Source organism: Mucilaginibacter sp. Mucisp73 (assembly GCF_059491465.1).
Window position 1 is genome coordinate 5784090 of sequence record NZ_CP168507.1, and the last position, 16531, is coordinate 5800620.

A 16531-nucleotide genomic window follows, 5' to 3' on the forward strand; every position below is an offset into this window, starting at 1 on the left:
TTAAAAATTAAAGTTTCGGATCTTCGCTTTCTATTCTTGAAAGTTCAGGATTAGTCAGCGAGTCTGGAATAGCATTGTTATCCACATCCGGATTTAACGCGGCTTCACCGTTTACAAACTTATCATAAGTTGTGCGCTCGTCAAACGGACGCTTACCCAAAATTTCTTCCAGATCGCTTTGGAAAAGAACTTCTTTTTCCAATAGTTTCTGAGCTATCTTTTCAAGGCCATCACGTTTAGCATTCAGCAAGTCTTTGGTTTTTTGATAAACCACATCAACCAGCTTTCGTACTTCAGCGTCAATCATTTCGGCAGTAGTATCTGAGTACGGTTTGTTAAACTGGTACTCGCCCTGCGGATCATAGAATGATACATTACCAACACTATCGTTCATACCATAAATTTTGGTCATGGCATAAGCAAGTTTGGTGATACGCTCCAAATCGCTCAGTGCACCGGTAGAAATTTTACCGAAAACGATATCCTCCGCAACACGACCGCCCATAGATACACTCATTTCGTCAAGCAATTGCTCGGTAGTGTACAAAAACTGCTCTTTTGGCAGATATTGGGCATAACCTAACGCGGCGACACCACGAGGCACAATTGATACCTTAACCAATGGATCCGCATGTTCCAGAAACCAACCAGCAATGGCGTGACCAGCTTCGTGGTAAGCAACAATGCGTTTCTCTTCAGGAGAGATGATTTTGTTTTTCTTCTCTAAACCACCGATAACACGGTCGATAGCATCCTGGAAATCGGTCATATCAACCGACTCTTTATTTTTTCGGGCGGCAATCAGCGCAGCCTCATTACAAACGTTGGCAATTTCAGCACCGGCAAAACCAGGGGTTTGTGCAGATAATTTCTTGGCATCAACACCATCAGATAATTTAATTGGTTTCAGGTGAACTTTGAAAATTTGCTCACGACCAATCAAATCCGGTTTATCGATAGATACCTGCCTGTCAAAACGTCCCGGACGCAATAACGCTGAATCCAGTACATCAGGGCGGTTAGTTGCAGCCAAGATGATGATACCCGAATCGGTACCGAAACCATCCATTTCAACCAGTAATTGGTTCAGGGTGTTTTCGCGCTCATCATTACCGCCTACGATATTGTTTTTACCACGGGCACGGCCGATAGCATCAATTTCATCAATAAATATGATACAAGGAGCTTTGTCTTTAGCCTGGCGGAACAAATCGCGTACACGTGATGCACCTACACCTACAAACATCTCCACAAAGTCTGATCCTGAAAGGGAGAAGAAAGGCACCTGAGCTTCGCCTGCAACAGCTTTGGCCAATAAGGTTTTACCGGTACCCGGCGAGCCTACCAACAGCGCGCCTTTAGGAATTTTACCACCCAGGTTAGTATACTTCTTAGGGTTTTTAAGGAAATCAACAATTTCCATTACTTCCTGTTTGGCTTCTTCCAAACCGGCAACATCATTAAATGTAACGGTTACCTGGGCTTCTTTATCAAACAGGGTAGCTTTTGATTTACCTATGTTAAAGATCTGGCCGCCCGGACCACCGCCCGAACCACCGCTCATCCTGCGCATGATAAAGATCCACACGCCGGCAAACAATATCACCATGATAACACCTTGTACCAACCAGTTTGATAACAGGCTTTCATGTCCCTGTTCAAATTGTAATGACACTTTTTGATCATCAGGTACATCTTTTTGAGCATCGGCGATAGACTTTTTCAGGCTTTCATAAGAGGCATCTGTAAAAGTAAACTGCGGACCGCTGTTGGTACTGGTATTAAAAAAGTTTTTTTCTTTAGAGGTGTTATTAACAAAATATGGTTTTGACAAACTTTGCTGTTTAATGTAAACATCGGCCATTACCAGGTCACCGCTTTTATAAGCTACAATTTTCTGAACATCGTTGGTGCGCAGCATGTTGGCTTCAAACTCCTGGAAAGTAACCGGTTTGCCCGATCCGCCGTTTAACAAGGCCGGGATCAATAAAAAAGCCAGAATAACAATACCATATAACCACATGATATTGAATTTAGGCGGCTTTGGTGAGGGCTTCTTGTTCACAATTTTACGGATAGGTCTTGGATTTTCTGATTTAGAATCTTTAATATCTTTCATTTCTTTTAACGAGCTCAAACTTACAATCTATAATTTAAATTTTACGCGGTAACAGTAAGACTATGCGTTGAGCCTTTTTGTGACGGATGTTTATGCACTTTTATAATATTTAATATCTGCATCGCCCCACAAATCTTCCACACCATAAAACTCACGTTTATCGGTCCTGAACACGTGGATCACAACATCCACATAATCAAGCAGTATCCACTCACCATGCTCAATTCCCTCTTTGCGCCAGGGCTCGGCTTGGGTGGCTTTGAAAATTTCATCCTCAATGCTATTTGCTATAGCTTTTACCTGTGTCGACGAATCAGCATGACAGATCACGAAATAATCTGCTACTGAACTGAATATATTACGAAGGTCTAACCTAATAATATCGTTGCCTTTTTTTTCCTGGATACCATGTATTGCCAGCTCTGAAATATAGGCAGATTCACTTAACACTTTGTTTTTTACCATCAAAAAGAATTAGTTTTGAACGTTTTTGAGTATAAAATTATTACACTTTGCAAAATAACATATTTTCAGGATTATTTGTTGGTCAAAATTTAGTAACAATTAAACAAGTTGACTCAACAAATAGTTTTCTTAAAAAACTACTGTCAAATTCCAAGCCAGTACCCGAAGGTACGGTCATTATGGCAGAAGAGCAATACGCCGGCCGGGGCCAGCAACAAAATACCTGGCATAGCGAACCCGGAAAAAACCTTACGTTCAGCCTTTTATTAAAACCCCATTTTTTACCTGTTGATGCCCAGTTTGATTTGAACCGCGCGGTAAGTTTAGGGGTGTATGATGCCCTGCATCTATTATTAGGTGATGAGCTAAAAATAAAATGGCCTAATGACATTTACTATGCCGACAGGAAGCTGGGTGGCATGCTCATCGAAAATACTATACAGGGCGGGCAGCTCAAAGACTCGGTTATTGGCATTGGTTTAAATATAAACCAGGAAAATTTTCCACCCGGCGCCTCAAATGCCACCTCTGTAAAACAAATCTTACAAAAGGATTATGATTTAACCCTGTTATTATCGGAAATTTGCAAATACGTTGAGGTATACTATCTTAAACTGAAAGCCGGGCAAATTGATTTTGTAAGGAATACTTACTTAAGCCGGCTATACTGGTTAAACGAGGTTAAAAGTTTTGAGTCAAACGGCAGGGTATTCAATGGCATTGTAAAAAATGTACTGCCAAATGGCTTATTGCTTATTGAAGATACTAACGGGCAACAAATGGAGTTTAACCTCAAAGAATTGAAATTTTTAAATAAATAATAACCGTAACAAACAAATGAAGAAACTATTGGTATTGGTAACCGCGCTTATCATCAGCGTTGGCGCTTACGCTCAGATCGAATCGCCTGTGAGGTGGTCATACGCGGCAAAAAAGGTAAATGACAAAGAAGCTGTTGTATTTTTAAAAGCAACCATACAAAACGGCTGGCACATTTATTCACAAACCGTAAAAGACGGCGGCCCAATAAAAACTTCATTTGATTTTGCTCCATCAAAATTATATGCTGCTGTTGGCAAAACTACTGAGCCTACCCCGGTAACCAAGTATGAAAAATCATTCAGCATGAATGTTAGCTACTTTGAAAAGGAAGTTGTTTTTAGCCAAAAAATCAGTTTAAAATCACCCAAAGCAACAGCAATTACAGGCAAACTAACCTACATGACCTGTAACGATATGAAATGCCTGCCACCAGAAGATGTTGATTTCACTATCCCTTTAGGTAAATAATTCAGCATCCGTAACAGTCATGAAATTATTAAATAAAGGTGCTTACCTGCGCGCCGGGCTTATCACATTAATTACCCTCATCATCTTTAACATAGCCGGGGCAAACCCGGCTTATGCTGTGCAAAAAAAAGCAGCCGATACTTCGGTATCAGCTGCCGATGTTACATTTACAGATATCCCCACCGCTGCCGATAGCTTAGCTATCAGGAAAAAGCAAGCCGATTCGGTAAAAAAGACAGAAGCGGCAAAGACATCAAAAGCGCCTGCTGCTGCTTCAAAAACAGCAGAAAAGCCAAAATCACTTTGGCAAATCTTTATTGAGGGGTTACTTGGCGGTTTCACCGCGGTAATTTTGCCATGTATTTATCCTTTACTCCCCTTAACCGTAAGCTTTTTCACCAAAAAAAGCGGCAGCAAGAGCAAAGCCGTTATGCAATCGCTTATCTATGGGGTATCAATCATTGTAATTTACGTTACGTTAGGCTTGCTGATCTCCATCATTTTTGGCTCGGATGCACTTAATGAACTGGCAACGAACGGTATATTTAATATTTTCTTCTTTTTGCTGCTCATTGTATTTGGTATTTCCTTTTTGGGCGCATTTGAAATCACACTACCAAGTTCGCTGGCTAATAAGCTGGATGCAAATTCGGATAAAGGCGGTCTTGCAGGGATCTTCTTTATGGCTTCAACATTGGTTGTTGTTTCGTTTTCCTGTACAGGCCCTATTATAGGAACATTGCTGGTTGATGCGGCCTCAAAAGGTGATCGCCTTGGCCCGGCAATGGGTATGTTCGGCTTTTCTCTGGCTTTAGCACTGCCTTTCACCATATTCGCTTTATTTCCTTCAGCACTGAAAACCCTGCCTAAATCGGGCGGATGGCTTAATAGCGTTAAAATTGTATTGGGTTTCCTTGAGCTTGCATTTGCTTTGAAGTTTTTATCAAACGTTGATTTGGCTTATCACTGGAACTGGTTTGACCGGGAGATATTTTTGTCGCTTTGGATAGCCATTGGCTTACTGATCGGGCTTTACCTGATCGGCAAGATCAAATTTTCGCATGACAGCGATGTTAAATATCTAAGTATCCCGCGTACATTCCTGGCTATAATTACTTTCGCGTTTGTTATTTACATGATACCGGGATTGTGGGGAGCACCTTTAAAATCAATAAGCGCGTTTTTACCTCCGGAGGCTACCCAGGATTTTAACCTCTCAGCTATTCCTGATGGTTCTGATTCCTCGTCGGCAGCAGCTCCATCGGCTGCTATACCCGCAAGTATTGGCGAACGTAAATATGCTGCAAATTACACCCGCATTAAAACCAAAGGTTTAGATGCATGGTATGATTATGATCAGGCTTTACAGGTTTCAAAAGCCCTGCATAAACCGATATTGATTGATTTTACAGGCTTTAACTGTGTTAACTGCCGTAAAATGGAAGCCAACGTATGGTCAGATCCGCAGGTTTTTAGCCGCATTAAAAATGATTTTGTGCTGCTGCAGCTGGTTGTTGATGACAAAGCCGAATTGCCTGTTGCCGAACAGTTTGTATCAGATTACAGCGGTAAAAAGATCACAACGCTTGGCGGTAAATGGAGCAACCTGGAGGCACAGCGCTTCAACTCCAATTCGCAGCCATTATATGTTATGCTTAATAGTGATGGTAACTTGCTTAAGGATGCGTCGGGTGCCGAGATCCCTACATCACCTGCAAATTATGATATTGCCAGCTACCTCAAATTTTTGGATAGTGGCATAGCTGCTTACAAAAAATAGAGATCGGGTTCAAAAAATAAGTGTAAATTCGCGCAAAATTCAAATTCCGCGTTTTATTGGTTAGGCGCGGCGTTTGAATAATGAACAATATTTACAACCCTAATTAGTTATGAATAGGTTAGCCTGTTCATAACAAAACAAAAAAATGACTCAGATCAAAAATATCGGCGTTTTTACTTCGGGTGGTGATGCCCCCGGAATGAATGCTGCCATAAGGGCGGTGGTACGTGCCGCCATGTATTACGGAATTGAAGTCACGGGGATCCGCCGTGGTTACGACGGCATGGGCAAAGGTGATTTTTTTACCATGAATCGTAAATCCGTTTCAAACATTATCCAGCGTGGTGGTACAATCCTTAAAACTGCAAGGTGTGATGAGTTCAGAACCCCCGAAGGTCGTAAGGCAGCATATGAGCACCTGGTAAAAAATAAAGTTGACGCATTGGTAGCCATTGGCGGCGATGGTACTTTTACCGGCGCTAAAGTTTTTGGCAGCGAATATGATATTCCGGTGGTTGGCCTACCAGGTACAATTGACAATGACCTTGTAGGCACCGATTTTACCATTGGTTACGATACCGCCATTAACACTGTTGTTGACGCCGTTGACAAGATCAGGGATACTGCAGAATCACACGACCGTTTATTTATTGTTGAAGTAATGGGCCGCGACTCGGGCCTTATCGCTTTACGTACCGGTATTGCTACCGGTGCCGAGGCTATCCTGATTCCCGAAAGCAAAACCGGGCTCGAAGGTTTGTTAAACCGCCTTGAATTTGGCCGTAAAGATAAAACATCGCGTATAGTAATTGTTGCAGAGGGTGAAGATGCGGGCGGCGCGTTTGAAGTGGGCAGGTTAGTGCAGGAAAAGTTCCCTAATTATGATACCCGGATCTCTATTTTAGGTCACATACAACGCGGCGGAGCACCAAGCTGTATGGACAGGGTATTGGCAAGCCGTGTTGGCGCTGCTGCAGTTGAAGCTTTGAGAGATGGGCACCGCAATGAAATGATAGGCCTCATCAATGGTGAAATTGCTTATACCCCGTTTGAGCATGCTATTAAACACCACCAGGGCATTGATCCAAACATGATTAAACTGGTTGAAATGCTTTCTATGTAATTTAAGCTAAAACGATAAATAAAAACAGCCCCGCCTTAATCAAGCCGGGGCTATTTTATTTGGCAATAGTACTGTCAACAACAAGCCTTATCGCTGTATCAATTTCAGCACTCACAGTAAACAGGTGCGCTATGATCTCCTTGTTTTCAGGATTAAAAAAATCTTCATGGTCCATTAAGCTGATAAGCCCAAGCATGCTTGCCACAGGCCGGCGCAGCTCGTGCGAGCTTAAAGAAGCAACATTTCTTAAACGATCGTTCTGGCTCACGAGTTCTTTCTGTATTTTGAGCCTTTCGGTAATATCATGACCAAAACAACCTGCACCTATTATATCGCCTGCAGCGGTGTAAATAGGATTAAAATTAACTTCATAATACAAACGCTGCCCATTTACCGGATCGATGCTTTCACTGATAATATCATACCGTTCTCCGCTTAAAGCACGGTTATAGTAAACAGTCCAATCGTCAATTAATTGCTTGCCAAAGCCCTGATGTTTATAGGAGTATTCACCTTTAAAAGGTTTTTGGCCCGTTAAATGAGTCACCTGCTCAACATAGGCCTGGTTCATGTACAAATAACGCAACTCCTTATCAACCGACCAGATATGGTCACGGGTATTATTGATCAATGCTTCAAGGCTGTCTTTCATATGCAAAGCCTCTTCCCGCATTTGCATTTGAGATGTAATGTCCCTGCCTATGCCCTGTATTTCAACTACCATTCCGTTATCGTCGGCGATGGATACAAACTCCCATTCGGTATCATGCAGGTTCCCATTTTTAGCAGGCTTTTTGTGAGCGAGCCTGACGATCTTGCCGGGATTATTAATACATTCCACAAAAGCCTCCTGGCACAGCTGCGCATCTTCCGGAATGGTTGTTTTGGAAAAGTGATGACCTATTATGTCAGCCTCATCATAACCGAAGGTTTTAAAAAACCTGCGGTTAGCAAAGCTAAATCTGCCATTAATATCTATCCGTACCAGGAAATTTGTTTGCGAATCAATAAGCGAATTGAGAAACTGCTCGCTTAGCCCGGGTTTGATAAAAGGGATCGGGGTACGTACACCTTCCAGGGCAGAGGTAATGTTACTTAATATAATTTTATGACCGGTGAGCCCATCAGTAGCAAATGTCCGTTTTTCGGTTAGCTGCTTTTGGCTGGCCTCCAGGTGATAAGTTATTTGGATCGACTCGTTCATAGCAAGCCCTTCAGTAAGTTGCTTTACACCGGCAAACGTTTCGGGCTTTACCAATCCAATCAAAAAATCAACATTTTGACGAAGATGATCAGCGCCTATTTCAAAAAGGCTGTAAAAGCTTTCACTTACAAACAGGTATTTCTGTTCATCGATATCAAAAACAATTGTACAATTTCCGGTTGCAGCCGGGTTTGGGTTAAACATATAAACAAGCTGTGAATACTTAAAGATATGGCTATTTACATGATAAACAAACAACTACAATAATTTCGCTGCAACTTCCTTCCAGGTATTTACCCGCTCATAGTCGGTAAGCAGCATGTTATGCGGTGAGGTATACAGGATCTTCCGGCCATTAAACGTGGTGAAGTTTTTGATCCGGTCATCTATCATGATATCCACGTCCAAAATCTTGTGCCCGCAAAAAATAATGTTTGTCCACGAAATAAATGGAAAATGTTCTTCCAGCCATTCCTGCTTATCCTCCAGCGAGTACTTGAACTCCATAGCGGCCGATGCTATGTACACATCGTACTTTTCGTGCAGGGCCTTTACTACTTCCTGTGCATCCGCCATTACCGGGATATCCCTGAAAAAGCCCCGTTCATTAATATAAACCCGCAAAGTTTCGCTTAAGTGCGGCGGCAGGATCTCCCTAAACTCCTTACCTTCCATATTGCCCAGGCTTATTTCTTCGCCATGCCTTTCTTTATACGTACTGATGAATTTGCCAATGGTATCGGCAATAACTTCATCCATATCAATAGCTATCCGTATTTTTCTGTTAATGCTCATGGCGGGTAAGTTCCGATTTTTTTAAATTATTGCAATGTTAAGTTTTAAAAACAGCTAAATAAACCAAACTATGTCCTACAAAAACAACCATTCACCAGTCAACCCAATCAGCCATTCACTTCAACCATAAATAATTAATTATCAACCATTTTTAATTATGATAAAAATTAATACCTTTGCATCCCCGCAGAAAGAACTCCGGGGATAATGTTGAATACATAAAAATTTACAATGGCAACTAAGATCAGACTACAAAGACACGGTAAAAAAGGCAAACCTTTTTATTATATCGTAGTAGCAGACTCACGCGCTCCACGTGATGGACGCTTCATTGAGCGTTTAGGTTCATACAACCCAAACACCAACCCCGCAACTATTGACATCAATTTCGACAAAACTTTAGATTGGGTTAACAACGGTGCCCAGCCTACCGATACTTGTCGTGCTATCCTTTCATACAAAGGTGTGCTGTACAAAAAACACTTACAAGGTGGTGTTAAAAAAGGTGCTTTAACCGAAGAGCAGGTAGAAACCAAATTTGCTGAGTGGCTTGACCAGAAAGAAGGCAAAATCACCGGTAAAAAAACCAGCCTTAACGTTGCTAAAGACGAAGCCCGCAAAGCCGCTTTAGCTGCTGAAGCTAAAAAGAGCGAAGAAAAAGCTGCTGCTATTGCTGCTAAAAACGCTCCTGTTGCCGAAGAAGAAGCTCCTGCAGAAGATGCAGCACCAGAAGCTGAAAGCGCAGAATAATTTTGAAGAGAGCGTACAGAACGCAGGAAAAGTAATTTATCTTGAATCTATACGTTTGATTTCTTAAATCCGAATAATGGCGAGGCAAACAGCTTCGCCATTATTGTTTAATTATATTTTTAAATGAAAACCGAAGAGCATTTCAGGATAGGCAGCGTACTAAAAACCAAAGGCTTAAAAGGCGAACTACAGATCTACGTTGATTTTGATGGCATTGAAGCCATTAAATTTAACGCGGTGTTTATTGACATTGCGGGTAAAATGATCCCTTATTTTGTATCATCAATAAAGTACCTGCAAAAAAACAACGCCTACTTAAACCTGGAAGATGTTGATACCATTGAAAAAGCATCAACCCTGGTAAAGCGGGATATCTACCTGCCCGCTAAGCTAAAGCCCAAAAAGAAAAAGAACGAGTTTACCCTGAATGACGTGGAAGGCTTTATCGCGATAGATGAAACCCACGGTGAACTGGGCGAAATATTATCGGTGCAGGAATATCCGCAGCAATTGATAGCCACGGTTCAATACAAAAATAAGGAAGTACTTTTCCCGCTTAACTTAGAGATCATTAAAGGTATTGATGTTGAAGGCGGTGAGATTTACATTGACCTGCCCGAAGGGTTGCTGGATATTTACCTGGAAGGATAAGTTTGAGAGTAAAGACTTTTAGATTAAAGAATAAGATTCCCCCATGCCCGTGTCCCCTCACGGGCATTTTTTATTTAACGGAATTTTAAAAAATATTTGTCAAAAATATTTGACATTTGTAAAGTTTATTTTACTTTTGGTAAGCCAAACTTTACAATTATGAAATCACGTTTTCTATTCCCACACTGGTTCAGGTACCTGGGGCTTGCGCTGTTCCTGATCCATATCCCCATCGTAATGTTTAAAAAAGAGATGGGCTTTAGCATGCATGAAGAACCTGTAAGCGACGACCTGTTTAACAGCCATCATATCTTTTTCATGACTACCACACTGCTCATGGCCATAGGTTTATTCTTTATCGCTTTCGCAAAAGAACGCATTGAAGACGAACAGATCTTTAAACTCCGGCTCGATTCATTGCAGTGGGCTATTTATGTAAATTATATACTTTTGGTGGTGAGTTTAATATTAAGTAAAGACACCGAACATATTTTGTTTTTAAATTTATTGGTACCGCTTGTGTTTTTCATTGTGCGTTTCAGGTGGAAGATTTTTCAGAACAACCGCCTCATCAATAAGGAAGAGGGGCAGGCATGAAAAATAACATCAGGGTTGAGCGGGCCATCAAAAACATAACCCAGGCCGAGCTTGCAGAGCTTATCGGGGTGTCGCGGCAAACCATCAATACCATCGAAAGCAACAGGTATGTGCCATCAACCGTGCTGGCCCTTAAAATAGCCCGCGTATTTGGCAAACCTGTTGAGGACATTTTTTCGTTAGACGACGAGGATTAATTAAACCAATATAACCATGGCAACAAAACCAAGCTTCGCACCGCAGTTAACCATTCCGCATGGTGTAACCGATATCAGCTTTTACATTAAAGCTTTGGGCGCGGTAGAACTCAGGCGTTTTAGCAATGATGATGGCAGCATCCATGTATCGGAGCTTTCGATAGACGGAACTATTTTTCACCTGCATGAAGAAACCGAACGAACGGCTGTGCTTTGTCCCGATACTACAAAGGCTACCAGCGTTACCATCGGTCTTTTTGTTGATGATGTACATGCGGTAATGGAAGCTGCGAGGCAGGCAGGCGCAACAATAGCTTCGGAAGTAACGGACTGGGACTATGGTTACCGCCAGGGTGACTTTATTGACCCTTTCGGGCATCGATGGATGATTGAGAAGGTTATTTAAACAAAATACTTTTATAAACCATGTCATTGCGAGCGAAGCGTGGCAACCGCACGGAAGCATAGCCGCCCTGTATAGCATGCGATTGCCACGTCGTTCCTCCTCGCAATGACATAATTTTTGCGTAGATTTTAAAACTTTAACCCAATAACCCCATGGCAAAGCAACCCACCTACGGCAATGGCAAAATATGTTATATCGAGATTCCAGCTACTGATATCAGCATATCCTCAAAGTTTTTTGAAACTGTTTTCGGCTGGCACATCCGTACGGATAATCACGGCTCCGCCTCGTTTGATGACGGCGTAGGCGAAGTAAGCGGCATGTGGGTAACCGGTCGCGAACCGATGGGCAAAGCAGGGTTACTGATCTCCATTATGGTTGATAATGCAGAAGCAACACTTAAACTGATAGAAGCTAACGGAGGTATCATTGTTCAACCCATTGGTAAGGATTTCCCGGAAATTACCGCACATTTTACTGACCCGGCGGGTAATTTATGGGGAATTTATCAGCATAGAGGATAGTCATAGAAGCAAGATTGCAAGACTCAGGAATCAAGACAATTTCGGAGAGAGGACATTTTTCAGTAATCTTGCATCCTGATTCTTTTATCCTGAGTCTGAAGAAAATATGCGTTTCGATATCATCTCTGTATTGCCCGGTTTGCTTGAAAGCCCTTTTGCACATTCTATTTTGCAGCGTGCGCAGAAAAAGGGGATTTCTGAAATTGTTGTTCATAACCTGAGGGATTATGCCACCAACAAGCAAAAAAGCGTGGATGATTATCCTTACGGTGGCGGCAGCGGTATGGTGATGACCATTCCACCTTTTGCGGCATGTATTGAAAAACTAAAATCAGAGCGTGATTATGACGAGATCATCTTCATGTCGCCCGATGGCGAAACCCTCAACCAGGCTATTGCCAACCAGCTTTCCATCAAAAAAAACATCATTATCCTTTGCGGTCATTACAAAGGTATCGATCAACGCATCCGCGACATTTACGTTACCCGCGAGATCTCGATAGGCGATTACGTACTTTCGGGCGGGGAACTGCCCGCCGCCGTATTGGTTGATGCCGTAGTGAGGCTTATCCCCGGCGTGCTGAGTGATGAAACATCCGCACTGTCCGATTCTTTCCAGGATGACCTGCTGGATGCCCCTGTTTATACCCGTCCGGCCGACTGGAACGGGCACAAGGTCCCCGAAATACTTTTAGGAGGCAACACGCCCGAAATAGAAAAATGGCGCCATGAGCAGGCATTAGAGCGTACAAAAGCACGACGGCCGGATCTTTTGGATAAAGATTAAACAGCCGCTTCTTTAAACTTAAGGCTCATTTTTGGAAGTTTATCAATAGTACAGGCTATCCAAAAAAGCAGTATCGGCACCACAACATCCAATTGCCTCACGTAAGCACTTGCAAAGCCGCTAAGCAAAAAGTAAACCGTAAAAAGCAGCATTGTTAGTTTAACCGGATAGATGATCTGCTTTCGGTTAATTACACTTATAACTAAACATATAACGGAAGCCCACAAAAGCAAGGATCCTGTGATAATGTTGCTTACTGTTTGAGTAACCTGGTAGGTATATGAATAAGGAAAATCAAAAAGCATTCGCGAGATGTTGTAGAAGTAATTTTTTACAAATTTTTTAGGTGCGGATTTAATATTCCTGATTGCCGCTTTTTTAAAAAGTTCATCCTGCTCAACACCTTGATGCGCCATGATAAAAGATATCTCTTTGGCATGATTTGCTTGCAGCAGCGAATCGCCTTCGGTTGATTTAAACGGCATCGGGAGTATTGAGTTAGACAGATAGGGAGCCTTCCAATCGCCATATTCCAAATCATAAGGCGAACTCATCCAGTACAAACTCATCCCTCCGGAATTTCCCCAGTAAAAAATCTTTCCGCTAAGGTGTTGGGTATAAGAAAGGTAAGGCACTGTAGTAAGCAAGGCTATAGCGAAGATATATACCGCATTAATACAAGATATTCTTATCGCCTTTATGATACTTAACAGCAAACAGATAATCAAACAAAGCAATATTACATAACCGAAAATGATTTTGGTTAAGGCCAGGAAACCAATCAGAAAACCTGAAAGTACAAGGTATATTGTTTTATGCTTCACAAAATACAAGGTGACGCTGTATACAATACTTACTATTAAAAATGAAGTAAAAACTTCAGTATAAATAGCGGGCAAAAACTGGTAAAGATTAATATAAAATGCCCATATAATGGCAAATAACATGGCAAGCTTTTCCTTAACCAGATAGCGCAGGGCCTGATACAAAAACACGACCGACAGGTAAAAGAAAAGCGCGTTTAATAAGGGATACCAAATAACCGGTAAATGCAAAGCGGCACAAGGCATAAGTACAACAGGATAACCCGGACCGCTCCACAAATTAATATCAGGCGCGGGGGCCGAGTAAAAACCATGAATTAAGTTGGATGCAAAACCAACGTACCTGGGCTCATCGCCATATAACACAGGATATTTAAATTTCAATACACGATAAACGTAATAAACAAGGAACGGTGAAAACAGGAAATAGGGATTTTGCTTTACATTAAAACGCATATGATATGGCATGTATCAATGATACCAATTTATAGCCTATCTCCGGATATAATTATTCAAAATTCAACGCTTTGTTAAAACATCGCGGTTATATTAATACTGTGTTTTTCCTTAAATTAGATTGCAACCAAATAATGCTCACTGCATTATAGTGGCGTTGCAGCTATGAACCCTAACCATACCGAAGGCCAGCTTATTGAACAATGCCGAACCAGCCCGGCTGCTTTCGGGCAGGTGTTCGATCGTTGGTATAAACCGGTATTCGGCTACATTATGCGCCGCTGCGGGGATTATGACCTGGCAAGGGATATCGCAGCCGAAACTTTCCTAAAAGCTTTTTTGAAGATAGGTTCATTTAAATGGAGGGGGATAGGCCTGTCGTCATGGCTTTACCGCATTGCCACCAATGAGCTTAATCAGTATTACCGCAGCAGTAAATACAAACCGGAATCGTTACAGCAACTGCTGGAAAACCCGCAGATGGAAAAGCTGCTGCATGACCATGCCGGCAACGAGCGCGAGATGATGGAGCAGGAACTGAAAGCTTACAATGATTACAACCAGATCCGTCAAAACCTGCTTAAGCTTGATATTAAATACCAGGAGGTTATTTCTTTGAGATATTTTGAACAGAAAACAAATACCGAGATCAGCGAGATCCTGGATAAAAATGAAGGCACCGTAAAATCGTTGCTTTCGCGGGGCTTAGAGAAATTAAGAAATATGCTGTAGCCGCTGCAACCAAAATCAATTAATGCATTATAAGGGTAATTAATATGAAAGATCAAGACGAATTTTTAAAGCAAATGGAAAATTTAAAAGTACCCGATGTAAACCCATCCCAACACCAGGGCATGGTGAAAATGGCCATCATGAACGCCGGGCGTTCGGCAGCCCTGGGATTGTGGCTGGTGATCGTGCCCTGCTACTTTTTGCTGTGCGTATTTATGTATTATCACTTCCACATTAATGCAAACTGGTTTAGTGCCATGTTCAGCGTGATGGTACAGCTGGAAAAAGTGCCCTATATCGATTATATCGGCCCGCTGGTATTGTTCATACTGCCTGTTGTTTGCATAGTTATCAACCTGCTTTCTATTACTCATGTACAGGTTCGGCCAATAGATCCCGACAGGCGCAAAGTAAAAGAGCTCAATATCAGTATCAGGTTAAAACTGTGGAACATTGTATTGATCCTCATCAGCCTTGCCATTGTGTTCGCGTTCATCAATTTCGCCATGACAGAAAACATCTCCATCAAAAACTAATCATCATGAAATTAACCTGGTTTACCCGCAAAGGGATCATCTACCTGCCTGTATCCATTATTGGCTGGATCATACTGATCATTGCACTTGCTTATGCTGTTTTTACGTTTATTGATATCGATAAACGCTCGCATTCGGTGAGTGATACGCTCATTAATTTTGTCTTCAACCTGCTTTTAATCGGGCTGGTGTATACACTTATCGCTTTCTTTACAGAGAAGAGGCCAGTACCGGAAATTATAGAAAGATGAAGACCTCCCTTAATCTTAGGCCAGACTTACGAAGTTTTAAAAACTTCGTAAGTCTATTAAAACCACAACGCGTTGTTAATAAAAAAACTAAATGTGGAAATTTTTAAATTTGGCTTTCTTTTATTGAAAATAATCCCTATACTTGCAATCCGATTTTTACGGGCTAAAAATCGCATTAAGAGCTTAAAATCATGGATTTAGTAAAATTTGTTGAAGAGCAATCAGTAGAAAAAAAGCAGCTTCCATCCTTCAAAGCTGGTGATACTGTAAGTGTTCACTATAAAATCAGAGAAGGAAATAAAGAACGCGTTCAGGTTTACCAAGGTGTTGTTATTCAGCGTAACAGCGTTGGTGTAAGCGAAACTTTTACTGTGCGTAAAGTATCAAATGGCATTGGCGTTGAGCGTATCTTCCCTGTTAACTCTCCAAACATCGACAAGATCGAAGTTAACAGCGTTGGTAAAGTTCGTCGTTCTAAACTATACTACCTGCGTGCCCTTACTGGTAAAGCAGCTCGTATCAAATCAAAACGCGTTTAATTTACCCAACCGCTTAGCGGTATATAAAAGATTAAAAGGCCTTTCTGAAATAATTTCGGTAAGGCCTTTTGCTATGTGATGGTTTTTGAAAAACGGTCCTCTTAATCCGTTGATTTTCAAATACGAAGGTAAAGGCAAGCTATCAAAGTAAACTATAAAACCGCCGCGGGTTTGTAACCCGTGGTGAACCATGGCTGAAGCTTTCAGCTTAAGATGCCACTGAAGCTGAAAGCTTCAATCATGCCGAATCACGGGTCACGCTATCGCTAAACCTGCGACAGCGTTTTTAATTCCAATAAATAAAATTGCCATTTCGAGTGAGCAGGGAAGGATTCGCAACGGGGCGAAAGAGAAACCTTATACACCTTGTTAAGCCACTGTAAACGTTAAAGCATGGTGTAGAAGATTTCTCTTTCGCCCCATTACTTTACCCTCCACCTGTTCGTCGAAATGACAACAGGTTTTGCTTATGTAGATTTCATAGCACAAGCAACTATCCGGGCAC

General features: G+C 41.8%; 20 protein-coding genes. 15 read left to right on the plus strand and 5 right to left on the minus strand.

Annotation, left to right across the window (positions count from 1 at the left end; translation table 11 throughout):
• Nucleotides 1–7 precede the first annotated feature (7 nt).
• Both ftsH and rsfS read right to left on the minus strand, forming a co-directional pair.
• Nucleotides 8–2119: an ATP-dependent zinc metalloprotease FtsH gene (gene ftsH, locus ACEN82_RS23840; RefSeq protein WP_188833625.1), complete on the minus strand. Its 2112-nt coding sequence runs from the start codon at nucleotides 2117–2119 to the stop codon at nucleotides 8–10.
• A gap of 90 nt (nucleotides 2120–2209) precedes the next feature.
• Nucleotides 2210–2584: a ribosome silencing factor gene (gene rsfS, locus ACEN82_RS23845; protein WP_091167167.1), complete on the minus strand. Its 375-nt coding sequence runs from the start codon at nucleotides 2582–2584 to the stop codon at nucleotides 2210–2212.
• Nucleotides 2585–2631: 47 nt separating this feature from the next.
• Here rsfS and ACEN82_RS23850 point away from each other — a divergent pair, with 47 nt between their 5' ends.
• The 4 genes from ACEN82_RS23850 (at nucleotide 2632) to pfkA (ending at nucleotide 6777) form a co-directional block, all read left to right on the plus strand.
• Complete coding sequence (locus ACEN82_RS23850) at nucleotides 2632–3405, plus strand: biotin--[acetyl-CoA-carboxylase] ligase (RefSeq protein WP_413321860.1); 774 nt, start codon at nucleotides 2632–2634, stop codon at nucleotides 3403–3405.
• Nucleotides 3406–3421: 16 nt separating this feature from the next.
• Nucleotides 3422–3874 carry a protein-disulfide reductase DsbD domain-containing protein gene (locus tag ACEN82_RS23855; protein WP_413321859.1) on the plus strand — a complete coding sequence of 151 codons (453 nt, stop codon included), beginning with the start codon at nucleotides 3422–3424 and terminating at the stop codon, nucleotides 3872–3874.
• 19 nt (nucleotides 3875–3893) lie between these two features.
• Nucleotides 3894–5654: a protein-disulfide reductase DsbD family protein gene (locus ACEN82_RS23860; protein ID WP_413321858.1), complete on the plus strand. Its 1761-nt coding sequence runs from the start codon at nucleotides 3894–3896 to the stop codon at nucleotides 5652–5654.
• Between the two features lie 145 nt (nucleotides 5655–5799).
• A complete protein-coding gene (gene pfkA, locus ACEN82_RS23865) occupies nucleotides 5800–6777 on the plus strand; it encodes a 6-phosphofructokinase (RefSeq protein ID WP_090532241.1) in 978 nt (325 codons plus the stop codon).
• Between the two features lie 55 nt (nucleotides 6778–6832).
• On the opposite strand, the gene ACEN82_RS23870 is transcribed toward pfkA, so the two are convergent.
• Together ACEN82_RS23870 and ACEN82_RS23875 are read right to left on the minus strand one after the other, a co-directional pair.
• Complete coding sequence (locus ACEN82_RS23870) at nucleotides 6833–8185, minus strand: PAS domain S-box protein (protein WP_413321857.1); 1353 nt, start codon at nucleotides 8183–8185, stop codon at nucleotides 6833–6835.
• A gap of 54 nt (nucleotides 8186–8239) precedes the next feature.
• Nucleotides 8240–8776, minus strand: a complete 537-nt coding sequence (locus ACEN82_RS23875; protein WP_413321856.1) for a 5' nucleotidase, NT5C type — start codon at nucleotides 8774–8776, stop codon at nucleotides 8240–8242.
• Nucleotides 8777–9007: 231 nt separating this feature from the next.
• Here ACEN82_RS23875 and ACEN82_RS23880 point away from each other — a divergent pair, with 231 nt between their 5' ends.
• The 7 genes from ACEN82_RS23880 to trmD all read left to right on the plus strand — a co-directional run bounded on the left by ACEN82_RS23880 (nucleotide 9008) and on the right by trmD (nucleotide 12688).
• A complete protein-coding gene (locus ACEN82_RS23880; RefSeq protein WP_413321855.1) occupies nucleotides 9008–9526 on the plus strand; it encodes a 30S ribosomal protein S16 in 519 nt (172 codons plus the stop codon).
• Nucleotides 9527–9649: 123 nt separating this feature from the next.
• Nucleotides 9650–10177 (plus strand): ribosome maturation factor RimM, encoded by a 528-nt coding sequence (rimM, locus tag ACEN82_RS23885; RefSeq protein ID WP_495644027.1) that lies wholly within the window; start codon nucleotides 9650–9652, stop codon nucleotides 10175–10177.
• A 159-nt stretch (nucleotides 10178–10336) separates the two neighbouring features.
• Entirely contained in the window at nucleotides 10337–10774 is a 438-nt protein-coding gene (locus ACEN82_RS23890) for a hypothetical protein (protein WP_091167136.1), read from the plus strand.
• Nucleotides 10771–10971 (plus strand): helix-turn-helix transcriptional regulator, encoded by a 201-nt coding sequence (locus ACEN82_RS23895; RefSeq protein ID WP_091209995.1) that lies wholly within the window; start codon nucleotides 10771–10773, stop codon nucleotides 10969–10971. The genes ACEN82_RS23890 and ACEN82_RS23895 overlap by 4 nt, the downstream gene beginning before the upstream one ends.
• Nucleotides 10972–10987: 16 nt before the next feature.
• Nucleotides 10988–11377, plus strand: coding sequence for a VOC family protein (locus ACEN82_RS23900; protein WP_413323182.1), 390 nt, complete (start codon nucleotides 10988–10990; stop codon nucleotides 11375–11377).
• Nucleotides 11378–11529: 152 nt separating this feature from the next.
• The gene (locus ACEN82_RS23905; protein WP_413323181.1) at nucleotides 11530–11901 is read left to right on the plus strand and encodes a VOC family protein; all 372 of its coding nucleotides are present in this window, start codon (nucleotides 11530–11532) and stop codon (nucleotides 11899–11901) included.
• Nucleotides 11902–12007: 106 nt separating this feature from the next.
• Complete coding sequence (gene trmD / locus ACEN82_RS23910) at nucleotides 12008–12688, plus strand: tRNA (guanosine(37)-N1)-methyltransferase TrmD (protein WP_091167128.1); 681 nt, start codon at nucleotides 12008–12010, stop codon at nucleotides 12686–12688.
• Here the strand turns inward: trmD and ACEN82_RS23915 are convergent.
• Nucleotides 12685–13968, minus strand: a complete 1284-nt coding sequence (locus ACEN82_RS23915) for a glycosyltransferase family protein (protein WP_495644028.1) — start codon at nucleotides 13966–13968, stop codon at nucleotides 12685–12687. The genes trmD and ACEN82_RS23915 overlap by 4 nt on opposite strands.
• A 165-nt stretch (nucleotides 13969–14133) precedes the next feature.
• Here ACEN82_RS23915 and ACEN82_RS23920 point away from each other — a divergent pair, with 165 nt between their 5' ends.
• From ACEN82_RS23920 to rplS, 4 genes are all read left to right on the plus strand, one after another.
• Nucleotides 14134–14700 (plus strand): RNA polymerase sigma factor, encoded by a 567-nt coding sequence (locus ACEN82_RS23920; RefSeq protein WP_413322118.1) that lies wholly within the window; start codon nucleotides 14134–14136, stop codon nucleotides 14698–14700.
• Between the two features lie 44 nt (nucleotides 14701–14744).
• Nucleotides 14745–15236 carry a hypothetical protein gene (locus ACEN82_RS23925; protein ID WP_413322117.1) on the plus strand — a complete coding sequence of 164 codons (492 nt, stop codon included), beginning with the start codon at nucleotides 14745–14747 and terminating at the stop codon, nucleotides 15234–15236.
• Nucleotides 15237–15241: 5 nt separating this feature from the next.
• The gene (locus ACEN82_RS23930) at nucleotides 15242–15487 is read left to right on the plus strand and encodes a hypothetical protein (protein WP_413322116.1); all 246 of its coding nucleotides are present in this window, start codon (nucleotides 15242–15244) and stop codon (nucleotides 15485–15487) included.
• Nucleotides 15488–15678: 191 nt separating this feature from the next.
• Nucleotides 15679–16026, plus strand: coding sequence for a 50S ribosomal protein L19 (gene rplS, locus ACEN82_RS23935; RefSeq protein WP_090532282.1), 348 nt, complete (start codon nucleotides 15679–15681; stop codon nucleotides 16024–16026).
• Nucleotides 16027–16531 lie beyond the last annotated feature (505 nt).

Coding starts and splice junctions, on each gene's coding strand:
- ftsH (WP_188833625.1), bottom strand. CDS start 2,119: ATGAAAGATATTAAAGATTCTAAATCAGAAAATCCAAGACCTATCCGT.
- rsfS (WP_091167167.1), bottom strand. CDS start 2,584: ATGGTAAAAAACAAAGTGTTAAGTGAATCTGCCTATATTTCAGAGCTG.
- ACEN82_RS23855 (WP_413321859.1), top strand. CDS start 3,422: ATGAAGAAACTATTGGTATTGGTAACCGCGCTTATCATCAGCGTTGGC.
- ACEN82_RS23860 (WP_413321858.1), top strand. CDS start 3,894: ATGAAATTATTAAATAAAGGTGCTTACCTGCGCGCCGGGCTTATCACA.
- pfkA (WP_090532241.1), top strand. CDS start 5,800: ATGACTCAGATCAAAAATATCGGCGTTTTTACTTCGGGTGGTGATGCC.
- ACEN82_RS23870 (WP_413321857.1), bottom strand. CDS start 8,185: ATGTTTAACCCAAACCCGGCTGCAACCGGAAATTGTACAATTGTTTTT.
- ACEN82_RS23875 (WP_413321856.1), bottom strand. CDS start 8,776: ATGAGCATTAACAGAAAAATACGGATAGCTATTGATATGGATGAAGTT.
- ACEN82_RS23880 (WP_413321855.1), top strand. CDS start 9,008: ATGGCAACTAAGATCAGACTACAAAGACACGGTAAAAAAGGCAAACCT.
- rimM (WP_495644027.1), top strand. CDS start 9,650: ATGAAAACCGAAGAGCATTTCAGGATAGGCAGCGTACTAAAAACCAAA.
- ACEN82_RS23890 (WP_091167136.1), top strand. CDS start 10,337: ATGAAATCACGTTTTCTATTCCCACACTGGTTCAGGTACCTGGGGCTT.
- ACEN82_RS23895 (WP_091209995.1), top strand. CDS start 10,771: ATGAAAAATAACATCAGGGTTGAGCGGGCCATCAAAAACATAACCCAG.
- ACEN82_RS23900 (WP_413323182.1), top strand. CDS start 10,988: ATGGCAACAAAACCAAGCTTCGCACCGCAGTTAACCATTCCGCATGGT.
- ACEN82_RS23905 (WP_413323181.1), top strand. CDS start 11,530: ATGGCAAAGCAACCCACCTACGGCAATGGCAAAATATGTTATATCGAG.
- trmD (WP_091167128.1), top strand. CDS start 12,008: ATGCGTTTCGATATCATCTCTGTATTGCCCGGTTTGCTTGAAAGCCCT.
- ACEN82_RS23915 (WP_495644028.1), bottom strand. CDS start 13,968: ATGCGTTTTAATGTAAAGCAAAATCCCTATTTCCTGTTTTCACCGTTC.
- ACEN82_RS23920 (WP_413322118.1), top strand. CDS start 14,134: ATGAACCCTAACCATACCGAAGGCCAGCTTATTGAACAATGCCGAACC.
- ACEN82_RS23925 (WP_413322117.1), top strand. CDS start 14,745: ATGAAAGATCAAGACGAATTTTTAAAGCAAATGGAAAATTTAAAAGTA.
- ACEN82_RS23930 (WP_413322116.1), top strand. CDS start 15,242: ATGAAATTAACCTGGTTTACCCGCAAAGGGATCATCTACCTGCCTGTA.
- rplS (WP_090532282.1), top strand. CDS start 15,679: ATGGATTTAGTAAAATTTGTTGAAGAGCAATCAGTAGAAAAAAAGCAG.